Source organism: Marinococcus sp. LNHM4E3-1 (assembly GCF_056034405.1).
In genome coordinates this window covers 112,604-132,578 of record NZ_JBQLID010000006.1, presented here as the reverse complement: position 1 = coordinate 132,578, position 19,975 = coordinate 112,604, and the positions used below count along the sequence as shown (strand labels likewise).

General features: G+C 46.5%; 22 protein-coding genes and 1 other annotated feature. All 22 genes read right to left on the bottom strand.

The genetic code is table 11. From position 1 onward, the window contains the following. Nucleotides 1-23: 23 nt before the first annotated feature. Nucleotides 24-1,205, bottom strand: a complete 1,182-nt coding sequence (locus ACTRXI_RS08415) for an FtsW/RodA/SpoVE family cell cycle protein (RefSeq protein ID WP_474261982.1) — start codon at nt 1,203-1,205, stop codon at nt 24-26. Between the two features lie 192 nt (nt 1,206-1,397). Further along, the gene (locus ACTRXI_RS08410; RefSeq protein WP_474261980.1) at nt 1,398-1,850 is read right to left on the bottom strand and encodes a chemotaxis protein CheW; all 453 of its coding nucleotides are present in this window, start codon (nt 1,848-1,850) and stop codon (nt 1,398-1,400) included. 12 nt (nt 1,851-1,862) lie between these two features. Further along, nucleotides 1,863-3,833 (bottom strand): chemotaxis protein CheW, encoded by a 1,971-nt coding sequence (locus ACTRXI_RS08405; protein WP_474261978.1) that lies wholly within the window; start codon nt 3,831-3,833, stop codon nt 1,863-1,865. A gap of 212 nt (nt 3,834-4,045) precedes the next feature. Then, a complete protein-coding gene (gene phoU / locus ACTRXI_RS08400; protein WP_474261976.1) occupies nt 4,046-4,702 on the bottom strand; it encodes a phosphate signaling complex protein PhoU in 657 nt (218 codons plus the stop codon). Between the two features lie 22 nt (nt 4,703-4,724). Further along, nucleotides 4,725-5,570, bottom strand: a complete 846-nt coding sequence (gene pstB / locus ACTRXI_RS08395; protein WP_474262074.1) for a phosphate ABC transporter ATP-binding protein PstB — start codon at nt 5,568-5,570, stop codon at nt 4,725-4,727. 1 nt (nt 5,571) lies between these two features. Next, nucleotides 5,572-6,471 carry a phosphate ABC transporter permease PstA gene (gene pstA, locus ACTRXI_RS08390; protein WP_474261974.1) on the bottom strand — a complete coding sequence of 300 codons (900 nt, stop codon included), beginning with the start codon at nt 6,469-6,471 and terminating at the stop codon, nt 5,572-5,574. Then, nucleotides 6,472-7,422 carry a phosphate ABC transporter permease subunit PstC gene (gene pstC / locus ACTRXI_RS08385; RefSeq protein WP_462865526.1) on the bottom strand — a complete coding sequence of 317 codons (951 nt, stop codon included), beginning with the start codon at nt 7,420-7,422 and terminating at the stop codon, nt 6,472-6,474. 84 nt (nt 7,423-7,506) lie between these two features. Then, entirely contained in the window at nt 7,507-8,505 is a 999-nt protein-coding gene (locus ACTRXI_RS08380; RefSeq protein WP_474261972.1) for a PstS family phosphate ABC transporter substrate-binding protein, read from the bottom strand. 184 nt (nt 8,506-8,689) lie between these two features. Next, entirely contained in the window at nt 8,690-9,430 is a 741-nt protein-coding gene (locus ACTRXI_RS08375; protein ID WP_474261971.1) for an MBL fold metallo-hydrolase, read from the bottom strand. A 67-nt stretch (nt 9,431-9,497) separates the two neighbouring features. Further along, nucleotides 9,498-9,782, bottom strand: coding sequence for a 50S ribosomal protein L27 (gene rpmA, locus ACTRXI_RS08370; protein WP_022793178.1), 285 nt, complete (start codon nt 9,780-9,782; stop codon nt 9,498-9,500). Nucleotides 9,783-9,788: 6 nt separating this feature from the next. Further along, complete coding sequence (locus ACTRXI_RS08365; RefSeq protein ID WP_474261969.1) at nt 9,789-10,127, bottom strand: ribosomal-processing cysteine protease Prp; 339 nt, start codon at nt 10,125-10,127, stop codon at nt 9,789-9,791. A 2-nt stretch (nt 10,128-10,129) separates the two neighbouring features. After that, nucleotides 10,130-10,438 (bottom strand): 50S ribosomal protein L21, encoded by a 309-nt coding sequence (rplU, locus tag ACTRXI_RS08360; RefSeq protein WP_322526483.1) that lies wholly within the window; start codon nt 10,436-10,438, stop codon nt 10,130-10,132. 11 nt (nt 10,439-10,449) lie between these two features. Next, nucleotides 10,450-10,522, bottom strand: a sequence feature (ribosomal protein L21 leader region). 38 nt (nt 10,523-10,560) lie between these two features. Continuing rightward, nucleotides 10,561-12,075, bottom strand: coding sequence for an Rne/Rng family ribonuclease (locus ACTRXI_RS08355; RefSeq protein ID WP_474261967.1), 1,515 nt, complete (start codon nt 12,073-12,075; stop codon nt 10,561-10,563). Between the two features lie 68 nt (nt 12,076-12,143). Beyond that, complete coding sequence (locus ACTRXI_RS08350) at nt 12,144-12,317, bottom strand: hypothetical protein (RefSeq protein ID WP_022793174.1); 174 nt, start codon at nt 12,315-12,317, stop codon at nt 12,144-12,146. 208 nt (nt 12,318-12,525) lie between these two features. Then, nucleotides 12,526-13,323 (bottom strand): septum site-determining protein MinD, encoded by a 798-nt coding sequence (gene minD / locus ACTRXI_RS08345; RefSeq protein ID WP_319631120.1) that lies wholly within the window; start codon nt 13,321-13,323, stop codon nt 12,526-12,528. Nucleotides 13,324-13,403: 80 nt separating this feature from the next. Beyond that, nucleotides 13,404-14,096 (bottom strand): septum site-determining protein MinC, encoded by a 693-nt coding sequence (gene minC, locus ACTRXI_RS08340; RefSeq protein WP_474261965.1) that lies wholly within the window; start codon nt 14,094-14,096, stop codon nt 13,404-13,406. A gap of 111 nt (nt 14,097-14,207) precedes the next feature. Further along, nucleotides 14,208-14,732: a rod shape-determining protein MreD gene (gene mreD, locus ACTRXI_RS08335; RefSeq protein WP_474261964.1), complete on the bottom strand. Its 525-nt coding sequence runs from the start codon at nt 14,730-14,732 to the stop codon at nt 14,208-14,210. After that, the gene (gene mreC, locus ACTRXI_RS08330) at nt 14,729-15,670 is read right to left on the bottom strand and encodes a rod shape-determining protein MreC (protein ID WP_322526487.1); all 942 of its coding nucleotides are present in this window, start codon (nt 15,668-15,670) and stop codon (nt 14,729-14,731) included. The genes mreD and mreC overlap by 4 nt, the downstream gene beginning before the upstream one ends. Before the next feature lie 26 nt (nt 15,671-15,696). Further along, the gene (locus tag ACTRXI_RS08325) at nt 15,697-16,740 is read right to left on the bottom strand and encodes a rod shape-determining protein (RefSeq protein WP_474261961.1); all 1,044 of its coding nucleotides are present in this window, start codon (nt 16,738-16,740) and stop codon (nt 15,697-15,699) included. Nucleotides 16,741-17,067: 327 nt separating this feature from the next. Next, entirely contained in the window at nt 17,068-17,751 is a 684-nt protein-coding gene (gene radC / locus ACTRXI_RS08320; RefSeq protein ID WP_474261959.1) for a RadC family protein, read from the bottom strand. Between the two features lie 41 nt (nt 17,752-17,792). Next, a complete protein-coding gene (locus ACTRXI_RS08315) occupies nt 17,793-18,548 on the bottom strand; it encodes a prepilin peptidase (protein ID WP_474261957.1) in 756 nt (251 codons plus the stop codon). 103 nt (nt 18,549-18,651) lie between these two features. After that, entirely contained in the window at nt 18,652-19,944 is a 1,293-nt protein-coding gene (locus ACTRXI_RS08310) for a bifunctional folylpolyglutamate synthase/dihydrofolate synthase (RefSeq protein WP_474261955.1), read from the bottom strand. Between the last annotated feature and the right edge of the window lie 31 nt (nt 19,945-19,975).

Below are 19,975 nucleotides of genomic sequence, written 5' to 3'. Positions count from 1 at the left end.
AGCCAGCCGGATTTCGGCTGGCTTTACTGATTTTTGTGGTGGGCAAAGAAGTAATTTTTTGAATGATAGCGTACACTCATTACGATACCTAAAATAAACATGGTGCCGACAAGCGAGCTTCCTCCGTAGCTGAGCAGTGGAAGCGTAAAGCCGGTGACCGGCAGAAGGCCAAGGCTTTGTCCGATATTTTGAAATATCTGGAAAGCAAACAATCCAATAACACCTGCACAGATGTATTTGCCGTAAGCGTTATGCGACCGCATGCTGATCAGAAGAATTTGATACAGGAGCACAAAATAAAGGGTGATGACCATCGCACCGCCCAGAAAGCCGTGAACAGAGCTGATCACAGCAAAAATGAAATCCGTGTGGGCTTCCGGGATATACACCTGGTCCCCGTCGTTGCCAAACAGCCTCCCGGAGCCGATGGCAGTCAATGCTCTTGCTGTCTGAAAACCTGCGTCCTGATTTTCAAACGGATTCAGCCATCCCTGGATTCTGCTTACCTGATAAGGGTCCATATTGGAAAATACAAATCGCTCCATCAAATTAGGAAACTGAAAAAAAGAAATGACAAATCCAAGTATCGCTAAAAGTGGAGCGCCGATAGCTACTGTCAATATTTTGTAGGAGATCCCCGAAACCACCAGAAGAGAAACAAAAATAGCTCCCACGAGCATCACACTCCCCATGTCCGGCTGTGTTGCCAGAAGAAGAATGACCGGGAGGGTGGGCAGAAACATTTTCCCTATAAGTATAAAATCAGAGCGCATGTTTTTGCTCCCGCTGTACTCTGTATGGTGATTATAAATGATAGCACTCAGCGTCAAGATCAGAAAAATTCTCATAAATTCTGCCGGCTGAAACTGGCCGAGACCGGGGACTACATACCATGACTGTGCCCCGTTAATCACTGGGGCAATGCTTGACGGGGCAACTAGCAGCCCTGCTAAAAGAGCCAGCCCAAAAGCATATAAAAACCAGTGCAGTATCAGATAATACTCAAAATCAAAATGTATAACTACCATCATAATAGCGAATGCCAGCACGAAAAAGATAATCTGCTGGATCATAAAATTGCCTTCGTATTGTTCGAGCTGCTGAGCCTGAAAAATATAGAAACAGCTGACTACTGCGAACAAAAACAATACAAACATCATATTGATATCATACTGCTTTTCTTCGGTTGATTGATGTAAACTCATGGAAGCATGTCCCCATTATATAAAATTTCGAACGCACGCTGCCTGGCGCCGCTGTTAACATCATACCTTGTTCTATCTGCGGCGTACAGTCCTGTGAAAATATTTCCACTATCCGCCCTATTCCCTAATTTATTTTTCACACATATGAAAAAGGGCTCCTTCTCCTATATTAAAGGAGAACAGCCCTGGGAATCAAACAGACGCCGTTTCCAAGGATTCGGCTACTGCATGCACATTTAAAAGAGTAAATACGCGGCTTTCTTTTTTGATTACGTTTTTTAAATACATTTGTTCTTCTTTCGACACTGCTTGAGGAGGCGCGTCAATTTCACTTTCAAACACGTCCATCACATCGTTTGCCGCATCAACGATCAAGCCGATATGATTGCCTTCAAGAGCTAAAATTAAAATCCGTGTTTCTTCTGTATACGGGACTTCTTCATAGGAAAGTCTTTTTCGAAGATCAATAATTGGAATAATGACACCCCGCAAATTAATGACGCCGCGTATACTTTTTTCAGCATTTGGTATACGGGTGAAATTCTGCATTCGTTCAATCGACTGGACATGATTTACTTCAACGCCGTATTCTTCGGCCTCCAATCGAAATATAATGACTTTTTTTACAACATTTTCTTCCGTCATAATACTTCCTCCTTACAATAGAGCGTTTGTGTCTACAATTAATGCTACATTACCGTCTCCGAGAATCGTGGCTCCTGATATGGCGCGTACGTCCCGAAGGTAATGGCCGAGTGATTTCAATACAACATCCTGCTGGCCGATAAAACTGTCGACAACCAGAGCGGCCATCTTTTCTCCTTTATGCACGACTACGACCGAATAATTTTCACGGTCCCACTCCCGTTCCACCGGAATTTCAAATACATCCTCCAAAAACATTACCGGAATAATATTTCCGCGAAAATCGATCATTTTCCGTTTGTGCACATAAAAAATGCTACTGCTCTTAATACTTGCTGTCTCTACGATAGAAGTAAGCGGCAGTCCGTAATGCTCTTCACCCACATCAACAAGCATCACATCAATAATCGACAGTGTCAGGGGAAGCTGAATACTGAATTTGGTTCCTCGTCCTTTTTCAGAATGCACACTGATGACGCCGCCGAGTGATTCAAACGTATTTTTTACTACGTCCAAACCGACCCCGCGCCCTGACAGGTCAGTCACTTCATCAACAGTGCTGAATCCTGCTGAAAAAATGAATTGATGCACGTCGTAATCCGTCAGCGTATCGGCATCCTCGGCAGCTATTACGTCATTTTCCACGGCCTTTTTGAGTACACGTTCACGGTCAATTCCGCCCCCGTCATCCTCAATTTCAATATACACATGATTGCCGCTGTGATAAGCACGAAGCTCGACATGACCCTCTTCCGGCTTGCCGTTCTGCTTTCTCTTTTCGGGCATTTCAATTCCATGATCGATTGAATTTCTTATAAGATGAACAAGCGGGTCCCCAATTTCATCAATAATCGAACGATCCAGTTCCGTCTCTGCACCAATGACTTCGAGCTCTATCTTTTTGCCAAGGTCTCTTGACAGGCTGCGCACCATCTTCGGGAAACGACTGAACACCTGATCCACCGGTACCATCCGCATATGTAAAATAATTTCCTGCAGGCTCCCGGTCGTCCGTGACATTCTTTCGACTGTTTCTGTCAGTTCGCTGCTTCGTATTTCCTCCGATATACGCTCAAGGCGCCCCCGATCAATAACCAGCTCTTCAAAAAGGTTCATTAATTTATCCAGCCGGTCAATATTAACCCGGATGGTTTTGTTCGTCTCTGTACGTTTACGTTCCAGTGAACTGGTTTCTTTTACTTCCGGAGCCGGTTTTTCGACCAAACCTTCCTGATAGTCTGTGCTGCCCGTTATTTCAATTTCCTCTGCCACCACTGTTTCAATTTCCGAAATTGAGGCCACCTGGTTGATCAGGTCTTCCTTTGCAGCGGTCGTTACTACTGCTGTGGTAAATGCGTTATCGAATCGCTCCGCTTCAATATCTGAAGCCTCCGGCACTGATTTAATAACGTGACCGTCTGCTTCAAGAGCTTCAAATACCATGTAGGCACGTGCTGCTTTTAGCATGGCATTCTCCTCAAGGGTCACATGCACTGTATATGCCTGCATACCACTTTCCACGGACTGGGCGATCACTGCCCGGTCGTATTCATTCCAATCCATGTCAATGCCATTCTTTTCTTTTGTCCCCTGCTCTGCCCCGGGCCGGGTGCTTTGACCAAGCAGCTTTTCCGTAATAGCCTGTATATCCTTTTTCCCCTCACCGCCGGAAGCGATATCCTCTACGATTTCTTCAGCAACATCTGCTGCTTCAAGAAGTACATCCATCGTTTCTGCATCTGCAAGCCTCGTTTTTTCACGCATTTGGTCGAGAACATTTTCCAGAGCATGTGTAACATTCGTCAAATCCTCATATCCCATCGTGCCGGCCATGCCTTTCATCGTATGGGCCGAACGAAAAATTTCCCCTATGATCGTTTCATCCTGCGGCTGCTTTTCCAGCTCCAGCAGGTGAACGTTAATCGCCTGAATGTGCTCCTGGCTTTCTTCAATAAACATATCCAAATATTCTGTATGGCTCATGCCCGTACCTCCGCCTTTTGAACTCAATACTAGTTGATAGTGTGCTGCAGCTTCTTCTCTTTTTATATCGACAGACTGGAGCAGGTATTTGAGATAACAGCCGGTTAAAATTTTTTCTTTCAGCCCCTTCTCTGCCTTCAAGTTTGCAAAAGAGCTCCATACAGTACAAAAAAAGCCTCCGCTATCAGGCGGAGACTGCATTGTATGCATTTCTAGTTTAAATCAAAATGGTGCCCGTTCACTTCATAAACGACCCATTCTGCCAAGTTCGTCGTATGATCTGCAAAACGCTCAATATAACGCCCGATAAAAGACAGCTGAGTAATGTCTTCCAGCAGCACTTCATCCGCACTTTGCCGAAGCTGCTTCTGTATAAACAATTTATACTTACTGTCCACGTGATCATCCAAAGAAGCGACTCGCTGGGCATGCATCAGTTCCTGATTGTCATATGCCTCCATCGCCTGGTCAAACATCTGCCTGGAAATTTCCGCCATATCAATTAACTGGTCAATATCCTCCCGGCTTCTATTTTCGCTCAGCCTGGCTGAAGCTTTTGCAATATCCACCGCGATATCGGCCATGCGCTCGAGATCGCTGGCCATTTTTAAAGCAACAATACACCTGCGCAGATCTGTAGCCACCGGCTGCTGCTTGGCAATTGTTAATGTCGCCGCATCCATGATTTTCAATTCCATGGAATTGATATTTTTATCATCTGTAACAATTTCCCGGACAAGTGACTGATTATCATTGGTTTTCAACGCGAGCAGCGACTGCTCGAAAGCATACTTCACATATTTGCCCATGTCTAGTATTTCCTGCTTTAAATACGTTAAGTCCTGCTCATACGCCTTTCGAACGCCCATTATTCAACCTCTTTCTTCCGGATCAGCCGAATCTGCCGGAAATATAATCTTCTGTCTCTTTTTTCGCCGGCGATGAAAAGATTTTATCTGTTTGATCATGCTCTACAATAACGCCGTTTAAGAAGAAAGCAGTATTGTCTGAAATGCGGGCTGCCTGCTGCATATTGTGGGTAACAATGACAATCGTATAGTCTTTTTTCAGCTCCTGGACCAGCTCTTCAATCTTCAGCGTAGAAATTGGATCCAATGCAGAAGTAGGCTCGTCCATTAAAATGATGTCAGGTTCAATTGCCAGACAGCGCGCAATGCAAAGACGCTGCTGCTGACCACCGGAGAGCCCGAAAGCATTTTCTTTCAGCCGGTCCTTCGTTTCATCCCAGATAGCCGCTTTTTTCAAGCTTTTTTCCACGATCTCATCAAGCGTTTTTTTATCCTTGATGCCATGAATTTTCGGACCGTATATTACATTTTCATAAATCGATTTGGGAAACGGGTTCGGGTTTTGAAACACCATTCCTACTTTAGTACGAAGATACTCGACACTGAAATTCTTTGAAAAAATCTCATTTTCCCGGTACTTAATGGAGCCGTTCGTTTTTACAATCGGATTCATTTCAGTCATCCGGTTTAAGGTTTTAATAAATGTCGATTTCCCGCAGCCCGAAGGTCCGATAATGGCTGTCACGGACTTTTCCGGAATCTCCATCGAAATATTCTGCAGCGCGTGGTTGTCAGCGTACCAGAGATTCAGCTGGTCTACGTTGTATGCAAGCGGCGCTTTTTCCTCTGTATTGAAATTGTCGTTTCCCTCTACTGAACGGTTTTCATGCTTAGTCTGCATAGTGCTTCCCCTTTCTTTGATCCTTATATTAAAAGCGTTTTTGGAATTTAGTCCGGATAAATACAGCAATGGAGTTCATGAAAAAGAGCATGAGCAGTATGATAATAATGCCTGCCGCTGCAATGTTTTGAAATTCCTCCTGCGGACGTCCGGTCCAGTCATAAATCTGAACTGGCATGGCAGTAAAGTTGGAGAACAGATCTGATGGCGTGGAAGCAACATATGTCAGTGCACCAATTACCAGAATTGGGGCTGTCTCCCCGATTGCCCGCGAGAGTGCCAGAATAGTTCCTGTCAGTATTCCTGGAAGAGATGTAGGAATAACAATCCGGAAGATTGTCTGCCATTTAGTTGCCCCCATAGCATAGGAGGCCTGCTTGACGTCTGTCGGAACCGCGTTAATAGCCTCCCTGGAGGCAACAACGATAATAGGAAGAACAAGCAGAGACAGGGTCAGGCCCCCTGCAAGAACACTTGCTCCAAGCCCCAGAAGACGATTGAATATCGTAAGTCCCAATAGCCCGAAGACCACAGAAGGAACGCCCGCAAGATTGGAAATATTCGTTTGAAGAAGATTGGTGAATCTGTTTACCGGAGCGTATTCCTCCATATAAACAGCTGTGCCGACTCCTAAAACAAAAGAAAGCGGTGCTGCTACCATCATCAACCAAATCGTCCCTGCCAGCGCAGCAAGCATTCCTGCATCCTCTGCGTTTCTTGAAGCAAAGTTTACGACAAGGCCCCAGTCTAAAAAACCAATTCCTTGAGTGAGTATTCGTATCAGCAATACGAGAAGCATCGCTATGCTAAAAGCCATAGCGGCAAAACAAAGCCCTTTAAACGCCTTATTCCAAATATGCCTTTTGCCCAGCCGCTGAGTATTTTCTTCGTATGCTTCCTTAGGTGCTGTTGTATCTGCAAATTTCATTTAGTAATCCTCCCGGAATCGTCGAGAAATGTAATGAGCCAACAGGTTCATCGCCAGGGTGAACACAAATAATGTCATACCTACAGCATAAATACTGTAATAAATCGGTGTTCCAAAACCAGCGTCTCCTTTGACCACCTGTACAATGTACGCTGTCATTGTCTGCACCGCTCCTGTCGGGTCAATTCCCATACTCGGGCTTGCACCGCCTGCCACTGACACAATCATTGTTTCACCGACAGCACGTGAAACGCCGAGGACGAAGGAGGCAATGATTCCCGATAAGGCGGCCGGCATAACTACCTTCACCGTGACCTCCATGCGTGTGGCCCCTAAAGCGAAAGCCCCTTCCCGGATCGAATTCGGCACCGAGCTCATTGCATCCTCTGAAAGGCTTGCAATCATTGGAATAATCATAACGCCTACTATAATCCCTGGACTTAATGCGTTAAAGACATCCACGCCGGGGATAACGGCCCTTAGAATCGGCGTCACAAAAGTAAGAGCAAAAAAACCATAAACAATAGTTGGAATACCAGCCAATACTTCTAAAACTGGTTTAACTGTTTTACGGACTTTTTCTGAGGCATACTCACTCAAATAAATGGCAGCTCCCAGCCCAAAAGGAATAGATACCATCATGGCAATACCTGCAATCATTAACGTACCGTTCACTAATGGCCAAATGCCGTACTGCGGCTCTGAAAAGAATGGATACCATTCAGTGGAAGCAAAAAAATCAGCAAATGGCACCCCCCGGAAAAAGGTTACTGTTTCAAACAGTAGAGTGAACACGATACCTACAGTAGTTAATATCGAAATAATTGCACACGATAAAAAGATAGCCGGCATCAATTTTTCCATAAAGCTTGAAGAGCCGGAGCCTTTTGTTTTCTGTTCGATTCTTTCGCTGATCGAGAGCTTTGAACGATCTTCCATTTTGCTGTCCATCCCCTTACAGATGATTTCTTTCAGGCAAGTACAAAAGCAAGGAAGTCAAAGCTTCCTCGCTTTTTGCCCTTTACTGCCTTTTATTTACTCTCCGGCTACTTCATCAATTTTTTCTTCGTTTTCTTCATAAGCACTGTCAGGAGCTGCTGCATAGCCTACTTCCTCTGCCAGATCACCGGCGTTTTCATTGGCAAAGCGCACATATGCTTCTACATCTTCATCATCTTCCACAGAAGAGTTTTTGAAGTAAGTAAACAGTGGACGTGCCAGTGGATAAGATTCATCAGTGATCGTTTCAGGCGAAGGCTCTACAGCTTCTTCATCGTCATCTGTAACTGGTACAGCTTTTAAATCATCTTCGTTTTCACTGTAGTAGGAATATCCAAAGAACCCAATAGCTCCCTGGCTGCCTGATACCCCGTTAACAAGAACGTTGTCGTCTTCGGACGTTGAAGCGTTACGGGAAAGATCATCGCCGCCAAGCACGTTCTCTACGAAGTAATCATGAGTGCCGGAATCCGTACCCGGAGCATAAAGGTCCAACTCTTCGTCCGGCCATTCTTCGTTAATATCGGACCACGTTTCTGCATCGCTGTCGTCGGAGTAGATCTGGTCGAGCTGATCATAGGTCAATTCATCCACAAAATCATTTTCCGGATTTACAGCAACAGTGATACCATCGTAAGCCATCGTAAGTTCAGTGTATTCAATTCCTTCATCCTCAAGGGCCTGCTGCTCCTCTTCAGAAATTTCACGGGAGGCGTTGTTAAGGTCCGTTTCACCAGCAATGAAACGCTCAAAACCGCCACCGGAGCCAGAAACACCCACCGGTGCGTCTATATCTTCATTTTCTTTACCGAATTCCTCCGATACGGCTTCCATAATTGGAAAAACCGTGGAGGAACCATCAATAGCAATATCTCCGGAACCGCCGCCTTCCTGGCCTGCGCTTTCTTCTCCGCTTCCTTCACTGCCGGAGCTTTCTTCCGAGCCGCCGGGTTCTTCTCCCCCACCGCCACATGCGGATGCAAATACTGCCATTGAGGCTAATGTTGGAACCATCCATACTGTTTTGAGTTTCAAAGCAACTTCCTCCTCTTTGTTTATGTACTAATGGCAAAGCAACTCTTTTTGCTCCCAATGCTTAGTATAGGATTTAATTGTTAAGAGAAAATAGTTTGATTGTTAAGAATATGTAAAGGTGCATGCGGTACCGCTTTCATTTAAACGCAAAAAAATCATTTCCCGGAAGAAATGATTAACTGCCTCAGCTGATATTTATTTTAAGTCCGCCTGCTGCGAGCTCCACCGGTCCTGTGAAAATCCTTTCCGCTTCTCTTTTCAGCTGTGTATGGTCTCCGAAATGAGGCAGGTGGGTTAATATTAATTTACCTGCTTGAGCCCTTTTGGCGAGCTCCGCTGCTTCCTCTGAATTCATATGGCCGGCGAATGACCCGTCCTGCCCGGCATAAAAGCTGGATTCGGCGATAAGTACATCCACCTGCGCAGCTGCCTGCTCGAGCTCTGGTATATATGAAGTATCTGCAGTGAAAAATAGGCTGCCGGCTGCGCTTTCAATCCGAAACCCAAAGCAGGGGACGGCGTGTTTTACAGCTGTAGGAGTAATGGTGAACGGCCCGGCGGTAAAAGGCTCCTCTGCCCGGTATTCTGTCGGCTGTACGGCTTCTTTATAAAACAGGCGCTGAAAGCCTTCTTCATCCTCCCGGTGCGCGTAAACCGCGGTCTCATGCTGCTTTTCCGGCCAGAGGACGGGTTCGAGCAGACGATAGTACTGGAAAGCTCCGAAATCACCCACATGATCCTGATGATAATGGGACAGCAGCACAGCGTCGATGCCGCTAAGCTCAGTGTAATGCTGAAGCTGGGAAATCACTCCGCTTCCACAGTCGAGCAGCAGCTGAAAACCATCTTCTTCAATCAGATAACCGGAAGCCGCTTCCCCGGCTTCCGGAAACGCATGCCAAAAGCCAATAATTGTTACCTGCATCTTTCGCTCCCCTTTCAATAAAAAAATCCGTTCAAACAGAAAATATCTGTTTGAACGGATGCGAGTCTTATGCTTCTTTTGCATAAACGCTCACGCGTTTACGTTTTTTTCCGACACGCTCAAATTTCACAACACCGTCGATTTTGGAGAAAAGAGTATCGTCTCCACCTTTACCGACATTGTTGCCGGGGAAAATTTTCGAACCGCGCTGGCGGACGAGGATAGAACCACCGGTTACGTGCTGGCCATCAGCGCGCTTGGTACCCAAACGCTTGGAAATGGAGTCACGACCGTTTTTTGTACTACCTACCCCTTTTTTCTGAGCAAAGAACTGCAGGTCTAATTTCAACATCAACATTCACCTCCTATGCTCTTCAATTGATATAAATTCACCGTACTGATCAGCAATGGTCTCCAAAGAGATAATCATTCCCTCTGCCAAAAGCTGCATTTGACGCTTATCCTCTTCAGTGCTTTCTTCCGGAAGCACGCACTGAAAATAACCGCCTTCTTGGCCTAAATCCACTACGGGATCAGTATGGCAGAGAGATGCCATCGCGTTTACAGCCCCAAAAGATACTGCCGAAGCGCCGGCACATACCAAATCGTAGCCGTACGGCCCTGACTCAGCATGGCCGGTCATGGTAACAGAACGAATACGCTCTGCCCCGTCACGGCTAACAGTGACCCGTATCATAACTACGCGTCAATGCTGTTGATTGTAACTTTTGTGTAAGGCTGACGATGGCCCTGCTTACGGCGGTAGTTTTTACGTTTCTTGAATTTGAAAACGATGATTTTTTTGTTACGGCCCTGTCTTTCTACTTTGCCTGTAACTTTAGCTCCCTCAACAAAAGGAGAACCAACTTTTACATCGTCGCCTCCGACAAATACTACATTGCCGAACGTCACGTTCTCTCCAGCTTCTGCGTCTAATTTTTCAACGAAGATAGTCTGGCCTTCTTCTACTTTTAACTGTTTTCCACCAGTTTCAATAATTGCGTACATCTCTGCACCTCCTAATCACTTAGACTCGCCAATACAGGTGCCTTTCCAGGGCTTAAACCTGTTCTTGTGCGGTTGTAGTTTGGGTGCTTCCAAACAACTAACGTTACAAATAATAGCATATATTAAAAACGAAAGTCAATTCCCCGCTGCTTCATTTGAGCCTTCAATGCCTGATTTCTTTGTTCCGCCACTTCAAGGCTTCCCGCGTAGCGGACAACGACCTCCTGCTCCTTTGGTTCAGAAACGATAAACAAGCGGCCCGGGGCTATTTGCTGAAGATCATCATACAGTGCCCTTCCTTCCCTGAGGAGCAGTCGGTCCGGGACTTCCAGTACGATCGCATCCACGTCTTCTTCCATCCACGCACCAAGCATTCGTTTTGATCTTTCCAACAGTTCTTTTTCCGACAGCCTCCACCCTTTGCCGTACTCTGTGCCGTAAGGTTCGAGCAGGTGTTCTTCGAGACTCTGACGGGAACGCTGGCGGGTCACCTCCACAACGCCAAGACGGGAGAAGCCGGCAATCCGGATTTTTTGTGGGTCTTCAGCAGCTTTTTCTTCCAATACCTGCATTAAATGATGCCGGTCTTTTTCTTCATTCATCCGTATAAAGTCAATCATTATCATCCCGGAGAGATTTCTGACACGCAATTGATGCATCACTTCTGTGGCAGCTTCGAGGTTTGTTTTTACAATTGTGTGCCCGAGATCATGTTTTCCGGTAAACCTTCCCGTATTCACATCAATGGTAATACACATTTCTGTTTTTTCGATCTGTAAAAATCCTCCGCTTTTCAGCCACGCTATAGGCTTTAAGGCGCGCTCGAGATCAACTTCCACATTTTCTTTCGAAAAAATATTTTCCTGGTTCTCAAAAAGCACAAATTCTGGACGCTTTTCGGGCTCCCATCCGCTGAATTGTGTTTTTGCCGTCTCAATCGCTTCTCTTGTGTCCACAGCGACTCTTTTCACATATTCCAGAGGAGCATATGTCAGACATTTTTTTAAAAAGTGCTCCTCCTGCGATACCTTTCCCGGAGAGGACATCTCTTCCCCCCGAAGCACCATCTCCTGCCAAAGGCTCTGCAGCTGGGAGACTTCCTTCTTTATTACATCCAGAGACTGGTCCGTGCCCTCCGTACGCACAATCAGGCCGTCTCCGTTCAACGGCAGCGCTTTTTCCTGTTCGAGCCATTCTTCCTTTACTGCCCCTTCCACTTTTTGTGAAATAAACAGTCCCGGCTCATCCGGAAGATACACGCAGTATTTTCCCGGCAGTGACAAATTTTCCTTAAGCTTGGCTCCCTTGCTGGCCGTTTCTTCCTTCACGACCTGAACAAATAAATATTCGTCCTTTTTGATAAAATCTTTGATGCCCCGCTGCTTTTTTTCAGCAAGCGGCTCTTTCAGCAGCCGGTACGCCATAATATTGTCCCGGTGCAGGTATCCTTTTTTCCCTTTGCCGATATCTATGAATGCAGCATCCATGCCCGGCAGCACGTCCACTACTCTTCCTTTATAGATATCTCCGGCCGCCGTGTCATCCATTGCCGACTCAAAAAAGAACTCTTTCACTCTTCCATTATGTTTCAGGGCCGCTCTTGCTTCCCCGGCTTTCATATTTGTAATTAATTCCATTGAACGTTCCTCCAGTGGCGCATTTCTTTCCAAAAGGAAAAAGACTGCCACATGATGGTGGCAGTCATTCAGTTAGACTTGTTTTCTTCTCTGACCTTCGCTTTTTCATGAAGCAGGGCGATCTGCGTTGTAAGCCGCTTCAATTCCTGTTCGGAAGCCGCTTCCTGCATTTGTTTATTTAAAAGTGCCAGTTTTTGGCGTTCTTCATCGGAAAGATAAGGGTGCTTTTCTATAACAGTCATCAGTGATTCCTCCTCCGCGCATTCGGATAGATAATCGAAGCCTTTCATTCTGTAAAAACCTTTATAAGAAAGACAGGCGATTCGGGAATCAACTCCAAAACAGCATGCCCTTTCGTTATTATTATACCACGCAGCTCTTAAAGAAAACAAAATTGACTCCTCTGCACAAACAAAAAGGACAGGAAGCATACTCCCCGTCCTTAACCTTTTATGATTTTATTCCGAATAAACTTTTCACTTTGGAGAAAAAGCTTTTCTTTTCTTCCACTGCCATAAGCGGTACCGATTCCCCGAGCAGCCGGCGGGCAATATTACGATACCCAAGCGAAGCCCTGCTGTTTGGATTCATCGCAATCGGCTCCCCTTTATGTGCTGCTTTTAATACATGCTCTTCGTCTACAATCATGCCGAGCAGATCCACTGCGAGTGTAGCTACGACGTCTTCCACATCCAGTACGTTGCCTTCCCTTGAAAGATCACTCCGCACCCGGTTCACTACCAGCTTTGGCGGTTCAATATCTTCGTTTTCAAGCAAACCGATGATCCGGTCAGCATCTCTCACGGCTGCCGTATCCGGAGTGGTAACAACGATCGCTTTGTCCGCGCCGGACACAGCGTTTTTAAATCCCTGCTCAATACCGGCCGGGCAATCGATAAGAATAAAATCGTATTCCGGGCGGAGCGTTTCCACGATTTCCTCCATTTGTTCGGGATTCACCGCAGATTTATCCTTTGTCTGTGCTGCCGGCAGCAAATGCAGGCAGTCGAACCTTTTATCCCGGATCAATGCCTGCTGCACCTTGCAGCGTCCTTCCGCAGCATCCACCAGATCGTAAATGATCCGGTTTTCCAGACCCATAACGACATCCAAATTCCGAAGTCCGATATCTGTATCAATCAAACATACTTTTTGTCCCTGCAGTGCAAGTGCTGTACCGATGTTGGCAGAAGTCGTGGTTTTCCCGACTCCGCCTTTTCCGGATGTAATTACTATTGCCTCTCCCACCAACGGTTCCTCCTTTCAGACCTTACATGCTTCTCATTCCGGCTAACGGTGTCCGGAAGTTGTTTTTCGGCCTGACATGCTTATGTATATGAGACCGAGCGTAAATAATGCCCGAGCATTTTTGTTTCCTCAAATGCAATTGCCTTATATTCTTCTCCGGTAACATACGCATACCCCGGGCCTTCAATCGCAGGCTTCTGCTCCTGCTTTTCATGCTTTTCCGGCGCGTAGAAATACGTATCCGAGATAGAAATTTGTTTAGGAATCATCACAGAGGCACACACCACAGCATGACTTTCTCCCTCTGTGCCGGCTCTCGCTATTCCTTTTAATGCACCGATAACATAGATATTACCCGTTGCTTCAACCACTCCGCCGGGATTAACATCGCCAATAATAAGGATGTCGCCTGTTTTGCGGAGTACCTGCCCCGAACGGACAATCTGTGTGACAGACGTTACTGTTGCTTTTTCAATTACCTCTTGTGCTTCATCCTTTGTTATCACGTTCGAATGAACCTCATGCACCCGCACTGAACCCGTTTTGTTCAGAACTTCCGTAATTTCTTCTTCGTGACTTTTACTCAAATAACGGTTCCCGGCGTCCACACGGACTTCTACTTGCGGCCCGTTTTCAAACAAACGCTGCTCCCGTTCAATCTTCTTCTTCAATTCCTCAAGAAGTTCATGATAAGAGCACTGATCATTTAATACAATGGTTAGTCCTTCTTTAGTACCTTTGATCGTTACATAATTTCCATTGTTATTCGTCATATTTTCACCCCTGAACCCTTAAGCGCTCTCCATTCTTAGTAAATGTCGTTCTTTCCATTATACGGTTTCATTTCACAGGAATAAACAGCAAACCACTTCTTTTTTAAAAAATTATCGCTGCCTGATTTTTTCTTCGTCTTCAATCCATTCAAAAATACGGCGGAAAGGAACGAGCAGCAGTAAAGCAGCAGCCCCGTTAATAAGCCACGAAGCAATCATCCGCTTCACTAAAAACTCTCCGAAGGAAAGTTCGGCAATGCCCAGCAAAAAATAAATAAAGTAAATCAGCAGTTCAAATACAAAAAGCGCACAGAATATGATAAGCCACTGCCATCCATAGCTGTTCCGGACCACCGGCAGAGAGTAGGAGCTCATGTACGCAATGAAGCCGAAGCAGAACGTATAAACACCGAGAATCTGCGTGTACGTGAAATCATAGAGAAAGCCAACGAAAACACCTGCCCATACTCCTGCAACCGGGCCGCGGTATATGCTGGTCAAAATCACTCCAATAAGCGCAAATCTCGGCATCCACACCCATCCACTTTCATTTTCCTGTGGAAAGAGGATTTCAAACCATGTTCCTTCAATAAGAAATAAACAAAAGATCGCTACGGGGATAAGAAAGCGTGTCATGAGCCCCCGCCGCCTTCTTCACCGACTGGGTCCACGGCTTCTTCCTCTTCGTCCTCCTGCTCCTGGTCTTCTTCGAGCGAAGGAAATTCTTCACTCAGATCTTCAATATTCCGGTCCAGAACATTTACATACGTCAAATCACTGAAGTCTGCCGCTGGTTCAATAAGGGCGTTATACGTTAAACCGTATTCATCGGGCTCCACGCTCTCTACTTCCCCGATTGGAATACCGCTTGGAAACGCTCCGCCCATTCCTGAAGTAACTACCTGCTGGCCTTCTTCGATTTCTGCATCACTGCGGATTTTCCGGAGCATGAGGCCGTCCCGGTCTTCATCCCATCCTTCAATGAAAGCATTAACCGTTTCATCACCGGCGGTCACACTGGCGCTGATACGGTTTGTCCGTTCCCCGTCCGATAGTAATTGGACAGTGGAGGAAAATTCAGAAGCCTCAGCCACACGTCCGATAAGGCCTTCATTTGTAACTACGGCCATATCCTGTTCAATACCGTTCTGGGTGCCCTGATTAATACCGATGGTCTGTGTCCAGCGGTCTGGGTTCCGGTAGACGACAAGCGCCTGGCGGCTTTCATAGTCGCTCAGCATTTCCTGTGTATCTGCCGATTCACGGAGCGTTTCATTTTCCTGCCGGGTGTTTTCAAGCTCTGCCGAAGTGGCAGCATACTTTTCCAGCTGTTGTTTCAGGGTTTTATTTTCCTCGTATGTATCCAGTAAATTTTCCACAGCTTCAAAGCGATTAGCTGCAAAATGAGCCGGGCGGCTGATGGTCGATTGAAAAACGCCTACAGAGTCTCTCACGAACTCTTCCGGCCACGGCACCGATTCCCGTTCCCTCATGGAAAACCCTACGAGTATAACAAGAAGAATAATGCTTACCATCAAGATGATCAATCGCTTGTTGTTAAAAAAGTGCGGCATGGTTCCCCACCTACTCTAAAGATAGATTAAGCATTCCGGCCTGAGCGGGATGTAATTCCTGCTTTCGAGCGGAACAAATGAATATTTTCCAAAGCGCGTCCTGTACCAAGTGCCACACAATCCAGCGGCTCCTCCGATACTAACACCGGCATGTTCGTTTCTTCGCTGAGAACCCGGTCAATTTGCTGCAGAAGAGCCCCTCCTCCTGTTAACAGGATACCACGGTCCATAATATCCGCTGCTAATTCCGGCGGCGTCTGTTCAAGTGTACTCTTCACCGTATCAATTATAGTCGAAACCGTGTCTTTCAGACATCCTGCGATCTCTTCAGAGGTAATTGTAACTGTTTTTGGAAGTCCGGTCACTACATCTCTTCCGCGGATTTCCATTGTATCATTGTCTTCATTTTCTGCGGAAGGTGCAGCAGCACCAACTTCAAGCTTAATGGCTTCCGCGGTACGCTCTCCCACCATGACGTTGTACGTTTTTCGGATATAATGGATGATCGCTTCATCCATTTCATCTCCGGCAATGCGGATCGATTGACTCGTGACAATTCCCCCAAGGGAAATAATAGCCACCTCTGTCGTTCCACCCCCGATATCAACGACCATGCTTCCTGTAGGCTCCCACACAGGCAGATCGGCTCCAATCGCTGCTGCAAACGGTTCTTCGATCGTGTAAGCCTCTCTTGCCCCTGCCTGTTTCGTGGCATCCTCCACGGCTCTCTTTTCAACTGCCGTAATACCTGACGGCACACATACCATTACGTTTGGCTTTCTGGAGAATATTGAACGTTTTTTGACCGACTGCCCAATAAAATATTCCATCATGGTTGCCGTTGTATCAAAATCAGCAATGACGCCGTCTTTCATTGGGCGTATTGCCGTAATGTTTCCCGGCGTGCGCCCAATCATATTTTTCGCACTGCGGCCTACAGCTTCAATATTCCCCGTATCTGTCCGCATAGCCACTACCGAGGGCTCACGAAGAATGACTCCTTCTCCTTTGGCGTAAACGAGCGTATTTGCCGTACCTAAATCGATCCCCAGGTCTCTCGTTCCAAACATCTATGTATATCTCCTCTCGTCTTGCAAAATACACGGTCATTCTTTTCAGCAGGTATTGTTCATTAGGTCATCTAACGATTTATTATGTTGGATTATGCCTTTTCCGGCATGTCCTGTATTTCCATATGTAGCGGGCACGTTCAGCGGTCCCTGGATGAATGATCTCATCTCCGGGGTTTCCATCCCTCTGACGCTCTCCCGTTATTATGCATTAAAGCACAGCTGCTCCTGCATGCACTATTTTTTATTATACTGAAAAATATTTGAAAAACATAGGGTCAATGCACCTGTTTTTTTAGGATAGGCTTATTTTCACAACTTCCAGTTTTACATAAACCCCTGTTCTTTCATACTCTTGAAGCACTGATCGCCGACAATTACATGATCGAGCAGTTCGATGCCGAGCAGCCTTCCGCATTCTGCCACCCGTTTAGTCACCTGGATATCCTCACTGCTTGGTGCCGGATCGCCGGAGGGGTGATTATGAAGGCAGATAATTGACGCTGCCGATCGCCGCAGCGCTTCTTTGAACAGCTCTCTCGGGTGGACGATACTTGAATTCAGGCTGCCGATAAATAATGTCTGCTTATGGATAATTTGATTTTTAGTATTCAGGCACAGTACGACAAAATGCTCCTGCTGTAAAAACCTCAAGTCTTCCATCATATATTCCGCTGCGTCTTCAGGTGAACGCACAACGTATCTGTCGGGATATGAATAGCGAAAGATACGTTTTCCCAATTCCAGTGCTGCCTGCAGCTCCAGGGCTTTTGCTTTTCCAATCCCCGGAATTTCCATCAGTTCCTCCCTGGTGGCTTCTTTCAGTAACGGCAGAGCATCGAAACGCTCCATTACCTCAGCAGCCAGTTCCAGAACCGGTGCCTGCTTTGTACCTGTGCGCAGGAGCACCGCCAGCAATTCCTGTTCCGTCAGTGCCTCTGCTCCTTTTTGTTCCATTTTCTCACGGGGTCTGAACAGTTCTGTCCCATCGGGGATTGCAGTCGTTTTCATCAGTGATCGTCTCCTTTATATGTGGGGGGTTAAAACGGGGGTTATAAAAAAGCCAGGTACCATTTCAGGCATGCTTCTCCGGCAAATAAAGTAAATAAACTGCCGGCTGCAATGGCAGGCGCAAACGGGAATGGCGTTCCTTTTTTGAAAATGCTCAATGGATATAAAAGAAAAATAACGATAGAAGCGATGAACACAGCAGCTATAAAATTAACAGCAAGAAGGTAAGGGCCAAAGAAAAACCCGAGAACAGTAAATATTTTCAGGTCACCTCCACCCATTCCTCCCCTCGTAGACAGGATAATGACTGATAAAAGAAATAAGCCGGTGAATGCACCTATGAAACTCCCGCTCCAGGCAGGCTCCTCCAGCCAGAAAAATTTTAACAGCACCGCTCCGAGAAAAAACAAAAACGATACCCGGTCCGGAATGATCATAGCTGTAATATCACTGATGGTAATAATAAAAAGGTAGGAAATAAGAAGTAAAGCTGCAGCGAATTCTGCAGTTAGTCCGAAGCGGACATAAGCGAGGAAAAACAAGACGCCGCCGGCGCCTTCCATAAGAGGATAAATTGCGGAAATACGGTTTTTGCAGAAGCGGCATTTACCGCCCAGATACAAATACGAACAGCAGGGGACTAAATCTCTTTTTTTAATCGGCTGGATACATACCGGGCAGCGCGATGGGGGCGACCACACGGATCCGCCGACAGCCAGGCGCATGCCTGCGGCGTTACAGAAAGAACTCACTACCATCCCTGCCGCTGTAAAATATACAGCGAGCAATACGTTCATCACAACACCTCTTCCATTTTTTTCTTATTATAGCATGGTTTCCCTTTAATTAGCTCAAAAATATAATAAAAAGCAGAAGCCGCATGCTTCTGCCTTCGCTTTCTTATTGACTCCACTCCTGCGTCAGCTGGGAGATGAAATACAGGGAGCCGGCAAACACAATTACGTCCTCCTGGTCCCGGGCTGTATTTGCTTTTTCCCATGCTTCCTGCCAGCTTGATGCTTTTTGAACATCTGCTGTATTCGCTTCCGCAATATCCTCCGGTGCTGCTGCCTGCGGAAAATCAAACGGAACTGCCGTGATGGATTCTATCTCCAGGCCGCCCAGCTGATCGAGCACCGGCGCTTGTAATTTGTCCGTTTTCATTCCGACAATAAAATGAAACCGGCTGTTTGGATAATGCTTAGCCAACGCTTCTTTAAGACTTTTCATTCCTTCTTCATTATGAGCACCATCGAAAAGAACATGCTCTTCGCCAGGCGCTTTTTCAAGTCTCCCCGGCCAGGCAGCTTTTTTCAGGCCGGCACGAATGTGCTCATCCTCTGCGGGCAGCGCGTAATACATTTTCAGGTAACGCGTTGTAATTACTGCTGCTGCCGCATTCTCCACCTGGTGCTCCCCGAGCATGGAGACTTCGAGGTCTTCCATATCTCCAAGAAGGGAGTAAAAGGAAAACCGGGTTCCTGACTCTAACGGTTCGAGGCGGCGGACGTGAAACTGACGGCCAAGCTGATAAAATTTCGAACGCTGGTAATCGGCAGCTTCCTCAAAAATGCCGGCAAGCTCTTCATTCTGCTCACACGTCACTACAGGCACTCCGCCTTTAATAATGCCGGCTTTTTCCCGGGCTACTTCTTCGAGCGTATCTCCGAGTATTCCCTGATGGTCGTGTCCAATATTTGTGATAACGCTCACCATCGGGTGGATGGCGTTTGTGGCGTCCAGGCGACCGCCAAGTCCAACCTCCCATATGACTACGTCCGGAAACGTTTTTCTGGCAAAATACATTGCCGCAATGACGGTAATCACTTCAAACTCCGTCGGTGATCCAAATGGCGTTCGGGCAATGCTTTCCACTACCGGACGAAGAACGGCAGCCAGCTCCAGAAAATCCTCCTCGCTGATCGGTTCTCCATCTGTCGCAATACGCTCACGAAAATGATGGATATACGGTGATGTGAACGACCCGCAGACAATGCCTGCTTCTGTCATAATATTTCTCGTAAATGCTGCGGTGGATCCTTTTCCATTCGTTCCGCCGATATGAATGCCTTTTAGCCGGCGTTCCGGGTTACCGACGGCTTCAAGCATCATATTCATACGGTCAAGCCCCGGGCGGATGCCGAACGTTTCGAGTGAGTGCACCCATGCTTCTGCTTCCTTGTATGTGTGCAAAGTAGACCTCCCTTTAAACAGCCATGCTGCA